Raw genomic sequence first — 13,380 nt, forward strand, 5'->3', positions numbered from 1 at the left:
TCGAAGAATGACTTCCTCCCCAGCCGACGTGCTCGAACTCGACATCACCGGCATCGCGCACGGGGGCACGTTCATCGCCCGCCACGAGGGACGCGTGGTCTTCGTCTCCGACGCGATCCCCGGAGAGCGGGTCCGGGCCCGGGTGATCGCCCCGCAGGAGGGGGCGGACGCCTCGACCCGCAGCTTCTGGCGGGCCGAGACCATCGAGGTGCTGGAGGCGTCGGAGCACCGTCGCCCGCACGTGTGGGCGGAAGCCGACGTGTCGCGGGACCCGGCCGACCGCCCCGGTGGCGCCGACCTCGGCCATATCGACATCGACCACCAGCGTGAGCTCAAGCAGCGCGTGCTGACCGAGGCGCTGGAGCGTTTCGCAGGCAGCGGTCTGGTCGCCCCCGAGATCGAGTCGGTGGAGTCGGGCGACGGTCTCGGATGGCGCACACGCGTCACCCTGCACGTCGACGACACGGGAGTCGCCGGTCCGTTCGCCGCACGCAGCCACCGCGTCGTCCCCGTGACCTCGCATCCGCTGGCCAGGCCCGCGATCGCCGAAGCGGCGCTCGCGCTGCAGGGCGAGGCCCCCGGCCGCATCGAACTCGTCGTGCCCGCCGACGGCACGGTGCGCGTCATCCGACGTGAGGAGACCGAGCGCGCCCCCCGCGTGCAGCGTGGGTTCCGCAAGCGTCCCACTCCCGAGGTGATCCACGAGATGGTCAACGACCGTCGATTCGAGGTCGACGCCACGGGCTTCTGGCAGGTCCACCCGCGTGCGGCCTCCGTGCTCGACGCCGCGGTCTACGGAATCCTCGACGGACATGTCGACGACCAGAAGACGCACTACGACCTGTATGGAGGGGTCGGCCTGTTCGCCGCGACGCTCGCCGATCTCGGCGGGACCGACATCGTGACGGTCGAGTCCAGTGCACGCGCCACTGCGCACGCCGCCGCGAATCTCGCGCCGCTCGAAGTGAACGCCGTGACGGCGCGCGTCGATCGCTTCCTGGCGACGCAGAAGAGCGGGCGCACGGGCGCCGTCGTGCTCGACCCGCCCCGCGCCGGTGCAGGTCGGCAGGTCGTCGAAGCGGTGCACGCACTCGCGCCGGAGGCCATCGCGTACGTCGCGTGCGACCCCGTGGCACTCGCCCGGGATCTCGGCACCTTCCGCACCCTCGGTTGGAACGTCGACCGACTTCGGGGCTTCGATCTGTTCCCGCACTCGCACCACTTCGAAGTCGTCGCGCTGCTCACACGATGAGCGATCCGCGGCTTCTCGGGGGGACTCAGTAGGCTGAGGGGATGAGCACGGTCGCACTCATCGACGATCACGAGTCCGTTCGCCTCGGCCTCGAGGCCGCGTGCGCGCGTGATTCGCAGACCGTGGTCTTCTCCGGGAGCACGGTGGTCTCCTACCTCGAATGGCGCAAAGCCACCGCGGCCGCACCTGCCGAGGTGGTCGTCCTCGACCTCACCCTCGGCGACGGCACGACCGTGACCGAGAACGTGACCTCGCTGGTCAACGACGGCGCGAGCGTCGTGATCCACAGCGTCGCCGATCGGCCGGCAGCCGTGCGCGAGGCGCTCGCCGCCGGGGCCGCCGGCGTGGTGAGCAAGTCCTCCGCCCTCGACGACGTGCTCGACGCGATCCGCACGGTGGCGCAGGGCGAGGCTCTCAACAACGTCGAATGGGCGAGCGCGGTCGAGGGAGACCGGGCGTTCGCCGATGCGCAGCTCGCCACGCGCGAACGCGAGGTGCTCCGTCTGTATGCGACGGGGCTGCCGTTGAAGGCCGTCGCCGAGAAGCTGGGTGTCGCCTACTCCACGGCCAAGGAGAACATCACCCGCATCCGCGTGAAGTACGTCGAGGTCGGGCGTCCGGCGCCGACGAAGGTCGATCTGCTGCGCCGGGCGATGGAAGACGGGATCGTCACGGCTGACGAGGCACCCGGTGGCCGCTGAGCCGCTCAGCATCCGCGACGCGTGGAGCAAGATCCCCTCTCCGGGGAGCACGGAGACGGCATACGAGCGCTTCACCGGCACACGCATGGAGCGGATCCTCGCGATCGTCGTCGCGATCGGCTCGGCGGTTCTCGGCGCGCAGGCGCTGATCTCTGCGATGGCGTCGCTCTCGCACGCGGATCCTGCGCACGTCGTCACCCTGATCGTGGTGTTCGTGCCGTTGGCTGCGATGCTGGTCGCTTGTCTGGTGGGCCGGGGGGTGCGCACCTTCTCCGGTATCTTCGCCGTGGTCTACGTCCTCGCGCTCGCCGCCTGGCCGACGATCGTCGACCCGTCGGACAAGGGCGCCGGCGAGCAGCCCTGGATCTTCTTCCTGGTCAATGTCGGCGTCGTCGCGGCGATGCTCGCGTTCCCGTTGCCGCTCCAGTTCGCCTGGGCGGCGGGGATGCCGTTCGTCTACGGCTACGTGCGGCTCGTCCAGGGGGAGTTCTCGCGCGAGTTCTGGGTGACGACCGCGTTCGACGTGTCGTTCACCCTCATCCTCGGGGTCGTCATCATCTCCCTGGGCTGGATGTTCCGTTCCGTCGCCGCCGGCGTGGACGAGGCCAGGGGACAGGCGGTGGCGTCGTACTCGACAGCGGCTGCGGCGGCCGCCGCGGAGGAGGAGCGGGCGACGATGTCCGCACTGATGCATGACAGCGTCCTCGCCGCGCTGATCGCCGCGGAGCGGGCTGAGGGGGAGCGTGCCGAAGAGCTCGCCGTCGCCATGGCCCGGGAGGCACTCACTCGCCTCGCCAATACCGAAGCGGCCGTCGCGCAGGAGGGCAGTGACGAGCCGGTCGGCACGGCGCAGATCGTCGTGGAGCTGCGCAGAGCCCTGTCCGAGCTCGGCGCTGATGCGATCGTCGAGGAGCGCGGCGGCATCGGCCTCATACCCGGGCGGGCCGCTCGCGCACTCGTGCTCGCCGCGCGGCAGGCGATCGGCAACGCCGTGTCCCACGCCAACGGTCGTGGACTCCACATCATCGTCGAGGGGCACGGCGACGAGGGGATCGGCGTGACGGTTTCGGACACCGGCGGCGGCTTCGACGTGGCGTCGATCGGTGCCGACCGTCTCGGGATCCGGGCGTCGATCTTCGCACGTATGGCGGGCGTCGCCGGCACGGCCGACATCGTCTCCGACGCGCACGGCACGACCGTGACGCTGGGATGGGAGCGCGCGTGAACCGCACCGTGCGCAGCGTCGCCACCTCTCTCGCCGTCGGCTTCGCCCTGTACTTCGTCGCACGAGGCATCTGGTGGATCGAGCAGCCGACCGCTCCGCTGCTCATGGTCCTCGCCATCGGCCTGTATCTCGTGGTCGTGAACATCGCCATCCTCGGCGACGGCTCCTCGGTGCGGATGCCGACGTGGTCGGCGGTCCTCGCGCTGCTCGCGAGCATGGCGATTCCCGTGCTCGTGACCTTCTCGCTCGAGCCGGCGGATCGTACCGCCCCGTTCGCGACCTGGTACATCGGGGCGCTCGGACTGCTCGCGGTCGTGTGTGTGGTGCGTCGGCGGTCTCTGATCGGCTGGCTCGTGTTGGCGGTGCTCGTCCTGGCCGCGTCGGTGGCTCTGGGGTTCGTCGTGGCCCTCAACCTGGGGCTGGTCGGCTCGATCATGTGGGTGGCCGTCGCTCGACTCCTCGTGATGTTCTGGGATCGTGCGGTGCGCGACACCGAGCGCCTCGCCGAGATCCAGCAGGCGGTGTCCGCGTGGCATGCCACGCAGCGGGTGCGTCAGCGCGAGAGGCGTCTGCGCACGCAGTTCGCTCTGGCTGTCGCCGGTCCGGTGCTCAGCAGAGTGGTCGCGGCGCGAGGCGTGTTGAACGATCAGGAACGTCTGGACGCGCGGCTCGCCGAGGGCAGGCTGCGCGACGAACTGCGCGGCGCCGACCTCCTCAACGACGCGGTACGCAACGCGATCGAAGCTGCCCGACGGCGTGGAGTGGTCGTGACCGTCTTCGATGAGGGCGGGTTCGACGGCATAGACGAGTCCCGTCGCAAGGCGATCAGGGACGAACTGGCGGTCGTGCTGAGTCATGCACAGACATCTCGGCTCATCATCCGCTCGGGGCGGGACCCGCGTGTCGCCGTGACGGTGGTGGGCCGCGCGGGCACCCGCTCCTCGGGTGATGACGACGCGGTCGACCTCTGGCACGAGATTCCGCGCTGACGGAAGAACTTTCGGCAGGACCGGTGAGCGACCTCGGCTCCGTCCTCGGCCCCGGCCTGGGGAGGTGACCGGAGTCGAGGATGTGAGAGTGGGAGAGGGGCGGCGAATCCGCCTGCCCCTCTCCGTGCGGACAGTTACCCGAAAACCATCCGCTGGTGGCCGATCAGCGTCTGTCTACCCTGGGACAGAGAGACCAGCCGAACGCGAAGCGTCCTCTTCAGTCTGAGGGGTTCCGCAAACATTGTCTGTAGGTATTTTGGGGGACAAGATTCGGCATTTCGGGGGACACGATTTTCCCGTCGATGGGGGATCATTGGACGATGGAAACGCGTCGTGGCACCAATCTTCCGCGTATGGGCGACTTCAACCAGTCCGTGATCCTGGAGGCGATCCGCCAATCAGGCGAGGGGTTGAGCAGGATCGAGCTGTCGACCGCGACCCGGCTGTCGGCGCAGACCGTCACCAACATCACTCGGCGACTGCTCGATGACGGCTTCATCCGAGAGGCCGGCCGCACGATCAATGGACCGGGCAAGCCGCGCGTGACCCTGCGGCTCGTCGCCGACAGCCGCTTCGCGGTCGGCGTGCACCTCGATCCCGCCCTGATGACGTTCGTGCTGCTCGACCTGTCCGGCGCCATCGTCAGACGCCGGAGTGTGCGCACGCCGGCCGATGATCCGCTCCGGATCGTGGAGGCCATGGCGGAGACGATCGATGCCCTGATCGCGGAGTCCGGTGTGGATCGTTCGCGGATCGCAGGGGTGGGAGTCGCGGCTCCCGGTCCGCTCGACGCCGAGAAGGGCACGGTCATCGACCCGCCGAAGCTCGCCGGGTGGCATCGTGTGCCGCTGCGCGCGGTGCTGGCGGAGATGACGGGGATGCCGGTGGTGCTGGAGAAGGACACGACGTCGGCCGCGGTCGGAGAGCTGTGGACACGACGCGAGTCGGCCGACGACTCCTTCGTGTTCGTCTACCTGGGGATCGGCATCGGCGCCGCCCTGGCGAGAGACGGCGAGGCGGTCCGCGGGAGCACACGCAACATCGGCGAGGTCGGGCACATCATCGTCGACCCCGACGGGCCCTCATGCTGGTGCGGGTCCCGAGGGTGCGTGGAGGTCGTCTGCACCCCGCAGGCGATCGTCGAACGGGCTGAGCGCGCGGGAGTGTTCGACGACGCCCACCAGACGTCCGATGCTGCGGCAGTCGATGCGAGATTCAGCCGACTGTGCGAGTACGCAGCGGACGGGAATGCCGCGGCGGTCGAGGTTCTGCGACAGGCAGCGGCACACATCGCGGTGCTGACGGCGGCTCTGACGAACATGCTCGATGTGGATCGGGTCGTGTTCGGAGGCCCTTTCTGGTCACGGCTCGCCGATGTGTACCTCCGAGAGGTTCCCGGCAGGCTCGATCACGCGAGTGCGACCCGCGCGGTGCGCACTCTCCCCGTCGATGGCACCGTCGTCGGGGACGACGTCGGTGCCGTGGGGGCCGCGTGCGTCGTGCTCGATTCCGTTCTCAGCCCTCGCGCCTCCGACCTGTTGCTCGAGAGCTGATCTCCGGACCCTACGCCGTCCGGCAGCGGTCGAGGTCGCGGGTTTGCGACTATAAGTCTATTCGATGTAGTATTTGGCGTTCCCCCAACGATCAGACCAGGGGAATCCACCGTCTCCCCGTGCGCTCGGCACCGTCGCACGTCGAGAAAGCGATTCCGGTCTGAGCCGGGGTGGACGCCCGACCCTTCACGGGAAGGGCGAGGCGGCAACGGGGAACGTCGCCGAGCGGGGCTCTGGGGGTCCTGCGACGATCGTCTGCGTGATTCGTGAAGCGGAGGGTTCTCGGATCACGCAGACGCACTCTTACGTCACCGGAGTCGACGCATGATGCTCCGCAGCTGTCAGCCCGCGAAACGTCCCCACGGGATGTCGCGCCGCAGCGGACGGCGGAGCGGACGCTGTGTCCGCGTCCACGCCGATACAGACGGCTCCGAGGCGACGGCATCCGCCGCCTCGGTCGCGTAGGCCTCGCTGATCACGGCGATGAGGGCGGCGAGTTCTTCTTCCGTAGCCGTCCCGCGCATGATGTCGAGCATCGGCGCCTCCGAACTCGAAGCACCGTGGTCCTGCGTGTCATGCCCGGTCACAGCGGGATGTTCCCGTGCTTCTTCGGGGGCAGCTCGGCACGCTTGCCACGCAGCGCGCGCAGCGCCTTCGCAATCGAGACGCGGGTGTTGGCCGGCTCGATGATCCCGTCGAGCTCGCCGCGCTCTGCCGCGAGGAACGGGGAGGCCACGTTGTAGGTGTACTCGTTCGCGAGTCGGGTGCGGACGGCCGCGACGTCCTCGCCGGCCTCCTCCGCCTTCTTGATCTCGCCCCGATACAGGATGTTGACCGCGCCCTGGCCGCCCATCACCGCGATCTCGGCCGTCGGCCATGCGAGGTTCACGTCGGCGCCGAGCTGCTTCGAGCCCATCACGATGTAGGCACCGCCGTAGGCCTTGCGCAGGATGACGGTGACCAGCGGCACGGTCGCCTCGGCGTATGCATAGAGCAGTTTCGCACCGCGGCGGATGACGCCGGTCCACTCCTGATCGGTGCCGGGGAGGTAGCCGGGGACATCGACGAGCGTGACGATCGAGATCGAGAAGGCATCGCAGAAGCGTACGAAGCGGCTCGCCTTCTCGCCGGCTTCGATGTTCAGCGTGCCGGCCATCTGCGAAGGCTGGTTGGCGATGATGCCGACCGACCGGCCCTCGATGCGTCCGAAGCCGATCACGATGTTGGGCGCGAAGAGCGGCTGGACCTCGAGGAAGTCGCCTTCGTCGACCACGTGCTCGATGACGGTGTGGATGTCGTACGGCTGGTTGGTCGAGTCGGGGACGAGCGTGTTCAGCGCGCGGTCGGCGTCGGTCGTCTCGAACTCGAAGTTGCTCTCGTATGTGGGAAGCTCCGCCATGTTGTTGTCCGGCAGGAAGCTGAGGAGCGTGCGGGCGTAGTCGATCGCGTCGTCCTCGTCTTCGGCGAGATAGTGCGCGACGCCCGATCGGGTGTTGTGCGTGTAGGCGCCGCCGAGCTCTTCCATTCCGACGTCCTCGCCGGTGACCGTCTTGATCACGTCGGGGCCGGTCACGAACATCTGGCTGGTCTTGTCGACCATGATCACGAAGTCGGTGAGGGCGGGGGAGTACACCGCGCCGCCCGCAGCCGGCCCCATGATGATGGAGATCTGCGGGATCACTCCGGACGCGCGGGTGTTCAGGCGGAAGATCTCGCCGTACTTGCCGAGGGCGACGACGCCTTCCTGGATGCGTGCGCCCCCCGAGTCGAGGATCCCGATGCAGGGCATCCCGCCGGCGAGGGCGAACTCCATGATCTTGATGATCTTCTCGCCGGCGACTTCGCCGAGCGAACCGCCGAAGGTGGAGAAGTCCTGCGAGTACACCGCGACCGTGCGGCCGTTGATCGTGCCGACGCCGGTGACGACCGAGTCGCCGTACGGTCGCGAACGATCCATGCCGAAGGCCGTGGTGCGGTGGCGCACATACTCGTCGAACTCGACGAAGCTCCCGGGGTCGACGAGCAGCTCGATGCGCTCGCGGGCGGTCATCTTGCCCTTCGCGTGCTGCTTCTCCTTCGCCTTCGCTTCTGCGTCGACGACGGCTTCTGTATAGCGAGCGCGCAGATCCGCGATCTTGCCGGCGGTGGTAAAGAGGTCGGGCTTGTCCGTCACGGATTCCACCTTATCGTCGGCTCGCCTCCGGCTGTTGGATGCTCGCCACAACGGGTCGCCCGATCCTTTGGCGAAGTGCGCTCAGCGCTCGGGTTCACCGGACTCGAGCTCCGGGTCGGTCTTGGGGCGGCGGCCGATCGAGCGGGCCTTGCGTCCCGCCCACTCCACCCCGCGCACGGTCGTGCCGGCCGCTCCCGCGACCGCGTTGCCCGCGTAGCGGGCACCTCGCAGCATCCGCAGCTCCAGCTTCTCGGCGCCGGGCACGGGTTCCAACTCGAGGGGAAGGTCCATCGGGGCGGCACCGAAGGCCTTGTGGGACGTCGTCAGCACGCGACGGCCGAGGATGTTGTTCCCCGCGCCTCCGATCGCAGCGCCGATGCCGAACGGGAGTGCCTTGCCGATGACCGAAGCGCCGCCCTTCGCCGCGAACTGCTTCACGAACATGCTCTTGAGCTGATCGACGAGGGGGCCGACCGCGGCGCGGGGGAGCGACTTCGTGACGAGCTCGCCCCAGTACGACGATCTGCTTCCTCCACGCCCGGCCACCTGACCGGCGAGCTGTCCGACGAGGTCGACGCCCTCTTTGCCGAGCATCAGCGTCATCACCAGCGCTCTGGCGCGATCCGGGTTCGCGACCGCGATCCCGTGCACCTCGGCGACCGACTGTGCGAACAGAGCGGTGGACTCCACGAAGCCGACCGTCTCCACGCCGGAGAGCGCAAGCGTGATGCCGGTGCCGATCCCGGGGACGACCGCCGTCGCGCCGACCGCCGCTCCGCCCGTCGTCACGGCTGCGAGGTAGCGACGCTCCAGGATGCGGATGATCTCCGCAGGCGATGCCTGCGGATTGCGCAGGCGGATGCTCCGGATGTGCGCCAGGACGAGCGGGCGCTGGATCGACAGCACGCGGTCGAGGCCCCGCACCATCATCGGGTGCTCCGCCGATCCGGCAGGGGGCACGCCCTTGTCCCAGGGAGCGTCGTCCGGGAGCGAATGGATCTTGTGCACCTTGGGGGCCATGGTGCGATCCTATGGAGCCCGCCCGCGAATACGCCGAAAGCCCGGCCCCTCTGCGAGGCCGGGCTTTCGAGTCGAGCGATCAGACGAAGAGGTTCGCACGCTCCAGGTCTTCCGCGAAATCGACCTCGACCGCGTACAGGTCGGACACGTCCATCGGCTCGAGCAGCAGGCCGTCCTCGGCGATCGCGAGTTCGAGCCCGCGCTCGAAGTAGTCCTGGTCCTCGACGCGCTGCAGCTGACGCATGAACGCCTTCTTGTGCGCGGAGGAGATGTAGTTGATTCCCACGGCCTCGCCGAGTCCGCCCTTGACGGTCTTGGACAGCTCGTTGATGAAGCCCTCGGCCGTGACCGTGTACTTCACCTCTTCGTCGCTGACCTTGGAGGTGTTCACCGTGACGAACGACTGGTCGCGCTCGATGTACTCGAGTGCGCGGCCGAGGATCATCGGGTCGAAGACGACATCGCCGTTCATCCAGAGAACTCCGCCGCGACCGGTCGCGCCCAGGGCGCGCAGGAGGCTCTTCGAGGTGTTGGTCTCGTCATAACGCTCGTTGTGGACGTAGTTCACCTGCGGGAACGCGTCGATGATGGTCTCGGCGCGGTAGCCGACGACGGTGGTGATGCGGGCGTCCGAACCGAATGCGGCGCGGATGTTGTCGTGCTGCTGGCCCATGATCGTGCGGCCGTCGCTCAGTTCGGTGAGCGGCTTCGGCAGCGCGCGGCCGAGGCGCGAGCCCATTCCGGCGGCGAGGATGACGGTCTGAAGAGTCACGAGTGCTCCTAAAGGAAGTTGTGTTCACGGTCGATTAACCGACCAGACACTTCGTCGTGCCGCGTTCATGGTATCGATTCCGCCTGGGAAGCTCAGGGCCGGGAGGCCCCTGTTGTCATTTCGTGACCGACTACACACCGGATGCACAGGGTTCCGTCTCCCGTGCGATCGCGGCGGAAATGCGCGATCCGAGGGCAGTTTATTGCGCGGCGGCCTTGGCGTACAGGCACCCGTTGATACCGTAGGACGGTGACTGCCTCCCCTGACGACCGCACCGCCCAGGTGGACCAAACCGAGACCGCGCAAGAGAAGACGTCGGCGAAGCGCGCGCCGGCGAAGAAGCAGAGTCCGGACGCGGCATCCGCCACCGAGAAGTCGGCGCGACCGCCCGCGGTGAAGAAGCCCGCCGCGAAGAAACCCGCCGCGAAGAAACCCGCGGTGAAGAAGCCTGCGAGCGCGAGCACCTCCGCGGGTTCGAAGGCCGGCAGTGCCGCGGTGTCGAAGTCGTCGGCTGGGAAGTCGTCGGCTGGGAAGTCGTCGGCAGCGACGTCCGGGACGCAGGCTGCTGCCGAGAAAGCGGCTCCCAGTGCGGATGTCGTGGTCGAGCCGCTCGTCAAGGCCGTCACCGGCTCGACGGCGAAACTCTCGTCGACCGCGAGCTCCGCTCGGAGCACCGCCGGGGCGCGCAATGCCGACGCGAAGGCCACGGCTGCGAAGACCACCGCGGCCAAGACCACGGCTGCGAGGACGACGGCGGCGAGGACGACGGCTGCGAAGACGACGGCGGCGAAGACCACGGCGGCGAAGACGACGGCGGCGAAGACAGCGGCTGCGAAGACGACGGCTGCGAAGACGGCCGCGGCCAAGACGACGGCGGCGAAGGCCGCTGCATCCAAAGCGGCCGCGGCGAAGACCACGGCGCGCTCGGCTGCCGCGAAGACCACGGCCGCGAAGGCCACGGCCGCCAAGATGGCGGCCGCGAAGAAGGCGGCGGCGAAGAAGGCGGCAGAGGAGGCGAAGGCGGCCGCGGAGACGGCGGTGACCGCACCCGAAGTTCCGCCCGTCACGGCTGCTCCTCTCGCAGCCTCTCCCGTGATCGAGACCGCATCGGTCGTCGAGACCGTTCCTCCGGCCGCCTCCGCTGCGGCGCCGACCGGGTCTGTCGCGGAGCCCGTGCCCGCCGCAGAGCCTGCGCCCGCGCCCGCCTCGGAGCCGCCTCTCGCCGCGGAGCCTGTCGAGGAATCTGTCAGTGCGGAACTTCTCGAGACGGAGACGCCCGTCGGCGATCCGTCCGAGGTGGAGTCGAGCGAGGCCATCCAGGCGGTCGGGGACTCCGACGACGCAGCTTCCGACGCCGTGAAGCCCGATGAGGTCTTCTCCGCCGGCGAGGCGATCAGCATCCGCGGGCTCGTGAAGCAGTTCGGCGACAACCGCGCAGTCGACGGCATCGACCTGACCGTGCCCGCGGGGTCGTTCTACGGAATCGTCGGGCCCAACGGTGCCGGCAAGACCACGACGCTCTCGATCGTCGCCGGGCTTCTCCGCGCCGACGCGGGCAGCGTCGTCATCTGCGGTGTCGACCAGGCCAAGAAGCCGCTCGCGGCGAAGAGGCTGATGGGTGTGCTCCCCGATCGGTTGCGCACGTTCGACCGCCTCACCGGTCGGCAACTGCTCTACTACTACGGGTTGCTGCGCGGCCTCGCCGCGGATGTGATCGAGAAGCGCGCGGCCGACCTCGCTCGTGCCTTCGATCTGGGCGATGCCCTCGGCCGCGTGGTCTCGGACTACTCGGCCGGCATGACGAAGAAGATCATGCTCGCAGGGGCCATGATCCATTCGCCGCGCGTGCTGGTCCTCGATGAGCCGTTCGAGTCGGTGGACCCCGTCTCGTCGGCGGTCATCCTGGACATCCTCCGCGCCTATGTGTCGCACGGCGGCACGGTGATCCTCTCCAGCCACGGCATGGATCTCGTCGAACGCGTGTGTTCGCGCGTCGCGATCATCGTCGGCGGAGAAGTGCTCGCCGAGGGGACGATCGACGAGGTGCGCGCGGGTCAGACGCTCGAAGCGCGCTTCGTGGAACTCGCCGGCACCAGCGGAGAGGTGGAGGGGCTCGAGTGGCTGCACACGTTCTCCGACTGAGACTCGCGCTTCTTCTCGGTTCCCTGCGCGGCGACCGTCGGGTTCGATCGATCGTCTCGTTCGTCGCGGTGGTCGCGGTCACCGCCGCGGTGTGCGTCGCCGTGTTCAGCCTTGCCGCAGCCTCTGTACCGGTGGCCCGCGCGGTCACGGTGCTCGGTGGCGCGGCCCTTCTCATCGGATTCCTCGTCGGCCCGATCCTCGTCGGGGCCGTCGATCAGCTCGACCCGAGACGCTTCGCGGTCTTCGGCGTCGATGATCGCCAGATGCCCTGGGTGCTCGCACTGGCCGCCTTCGTCAGCGTGCCGAGCATGGCGCTTCTCGCCGTCTACATCAGTGTCTGCATCGTCGCGATCGGAGCAGGCACGCCCTGGCCTCTGGCTGTGCTGGTGACGATCGCCGGTGTCCTGACAACGATGCTGGTCTCGCGGATCGGTATGGCCCTCAATGCACTGCTCCTTCCCGAGCGCCGCTCCCGCGAGCTCACGGCGCTGTTCGCACTCGCGCTGATCGTGGTCGCCTTCCCTGTCGCGGTCTTCTTCGGATCGCTTCGTTGGGACGGTCTCGTGCCCTCGTCTCTGGCGACCCTGTCGAGCGTGTTCGGCTACAGCCCGTTCGCTGCTGCCCCCGCCTTCCTCTTCGATTCCGCGGCCGGTGCGACCGCTTCCGCGTGGATCAGCGGTGTCATCGTGGTGCTCACCGTCGCTCTCCTCTGGATGGTGTGGACGTGGCTCGTCCGGCGTCTGCTGACCACGACCGAGCGTCCGGTCGCCTTGCGCGAGCGCACCGGACTCGGGTGGTTCGGGCTGCTGCCGTCGAACGCCTTCGGTGCGATCGCGGCGCGAAGCCTCGTGTATTGGCTTCGTGACCGCCGCTACATCATGAACATCATCGTCGTCCCCGTGGCCGGCGTGCTCTCGATGCTCCCGCTCGTCGTGGCCGGAGTCCCGTTGGAGATCGCCGCGCTCGTGCCCGTGCCGGTGATGGCGCTGTTCTTCGGGTGGCTGCCGCACAACGACGTCGCCTACGACTCGACGGCATTGTGGACCCACGTCGCGAGTGGCGTCCGGGGTCTTCCTGATCGCCTCGGGCGTCTCGTTCCTGTGCTGCTCGTCGCCATCCCCGTTCTCGCCATCGCGGTTCCGCTCTCACTCGCGCTGATCGGGGACTGGAGTCTGCTGCTGCCGTTGGGCGGCTTGGCGGCCAGTCTGCTGTTCTGCGCGCTCGGCGTCTCGAGCATCGTCTCGGTCGTGGCTCCGTATGCGGTCTCGCGGCCTGGTGACAGTCCGTTCCAGCAGCCGCAGCGACCGACCTCTCGCGGGGCGTACGGTCCTGCAGCGGCGTTGCTCGGCGCCATCGTGCTGAGCGTGCCGACCATCTGGTTGTTCGCAGCGACGATTCTCGACGGTTCGGCGTACGCTCCGGCGACCTTCTGGGTCGGGCTTCTCGTCGGTCTCGTGACCGCGGCAGCCGGAGCCGTCGTCGGCGGTCGCATCTTCGAGCGCAGTGGAGAGCGCCTGATGGAGTTCGTCGAGACCGCGTGAGGACCGCCCGCT

At 68.5% G+C, this 13,380-nt stretch carries 11 protein-coding genes; 7 read left to right on the forward strand and 4 right to left on the reverse strand.

Going from position 1 to position 13,380, the window contains the following annotated elements; genetic code table 11:
- Positions 1-7 precede the first annotated feature (7 nt).
- The 5 genes from ABDC25_RS05655 (at position 8) to ABDC25_RS05675 (ending at position 5,720) form a co-directional block, all read left to right on the forward strand.
- Positions 8-1,252, forward strand: a complete 1,245-nt coding sequence (locus ABDC25_RS05655; RefSeq protein WP_347125255.1) for a TRAM domain-containing protein — start codon at positions 8-10, stop codon at positions 1,250-1,252.
- 41 nt (positions 1,253-1,293) lie between these two features.
- Positions 1,294-1,953 (forward strand): response regulator transcription factor, encoded by a 660-nt coding sequence (locus ABDC25_RS05660; protein ID WP_021199684.1) that lies wholly within the window; start codon positions 1,294-1,296, stop codon positions 1,951-1,953.
- Positions 1,943-3,178: an ATP-binding protein gene (locus ABDC25_RS05665; protein WP_021199683.1), complete on the forward strand. Its 1,236-nt coding sequence runs from the start codon at positions 1,943-1,945 to the stop codon at positions 3,176-3,178. The genes ABDC25_RS05660 and ABDC25_RS05665 overlap by 11 nt, the downstream gene beginning before the upstream one ends.
- Positions 3,175-4,167, forward strand: a complete 993-nt coding sequence (locus ABDC25_RS05670) for a hypothetical protein (protein ID WP_231479847.1) — start codon at positions 3,175-3,177, stop codon at positions 4,165-4,167. The genes ABDC25_RS05665 and ABDC25_RS05670 overlap by 4 nt, the downstream gene beginning before the upstream one ends.
- A 353-nt stretch (positions 4,168-4,520) precedes the next feature.
- Positions 4,521-5,720: an ROK family transcriptional regulator gene (locus ABDC25_RS05675; protein WP_347125938.1), complete on the forward strand. Its 1,200-nt coding sequence runs from the start codon at positions 4,521-4,523 to the stop codon at positions 5,718-5,720.
- A 341-nt stretch (positions 5,721-6,061) separates the two neighbouring features.
- Here the strand turns inward: ABDC25_RS05675 and ABDC25_RS05680 are convergent, their stop codons facing one another.
- The 4 genes from ABDC25_RS05680 to ABDC25_RS05695 all read right to left on the reverse strand — a co-directional run bounded on the left by ABDC25_RS05680 (position 6,062) and on the right by ABDC25_RS05695 (position 9,685).
- Entirely contained in the window at positions 6,062-6,307 is a 246-nt protein-coding gene (locus tag ABDC25_RS05680) for an acyl-CoA carboxylase subunit epsilon (protein WP_347125258.1), read from the reverse strand.
- Positions 6,304-7,902, reverse strand: coding sequence for an acyl-CoA carboxylase subunit beta (locus ABDC25_RS05685; protein WP_167253432.1), 1,599 nt, complete (start codon positions 7,900-7,902; stop codon positions 6,304-6,306). The genes ABDC25_RS05680 and ABDC25_RS05685 overlap by 4 nt, the downstream gene beginning before the upstream one ends.
- 72 nt (positions 7,903-7,974) lie before the next feature.
- Positions 7,975-8,913: a hypothetical protein gene (locus ABDC25_RS05690; protein WP_021199678.1), complete on the reverse strand. Its 939-nt coding sequence runs from the start codon at positions 8,911-8,913 to the stop codon at positions 7,975-7,977.
- A gap of 79 nt (positions 8,914-8,992) precedes the next feature.
- Positions 8,993-9,685, reverse strand: coding sequence for an NTP transferase domain-containing protein (locus tag ABDC25_RS05695; protein ID WP_017828502.1), 693 nt, complete (start codon positions 9,683-9,685; stop codon positions 8,993-8,995).
- A gap of 249 nt (positions 9,686-9,934) precedes the next feature.
- On the opposite strand from ABDC25_RS05695, the gene ABDC25_RS05700 reads away from it, so the two are divergent.
- Together ABDC25_RS05700 and ABDC25_RS05705 are read left to right on the forward strand one after the other, a co-directional pair.
- Positions 9,935-11,827 carry an ABC transporter ATP-binding protein gene (locus tag ABDC25_RS05700; RefSeq protein WP_347125261.1) on the forward strand — a complete coding sequence of 631 codons (1,893 nt, stop codon included), beginning with the start codon at positions 9,935-9,937 and terminating at the stop codon, positions 11,825-11,827.
- The gene (locus ABDC25_RS05705) at positions 11,803-13,368 is read left to right on the forward strand and encodes a hypothetical protein (RefSeq protein ID WP_347125263.1); all 1,566 of its coding nucleotides are present in this window, start codon (positions 11,803-11,805) and stop codon (positions 13,366-13,368) included. Before ABDC25_RS05700 ends, ABDC25_RS05705 begins: the two co-directional genes overlap by 25 nt.
- Positions 13,369-13,380: the final 12 nt, after the last annotated feature.

It is taken from the genome of Microbacterium sp. SY138, from assembly GCF_039729145.1.
Taxonomy (GTDB): domain Bacteria; phylum Actinomycetota; class Actinomycetes; order Actinomycetales; family Microbacteriaceae; genus Microbacterium; species Microbacterium maritypicum_A.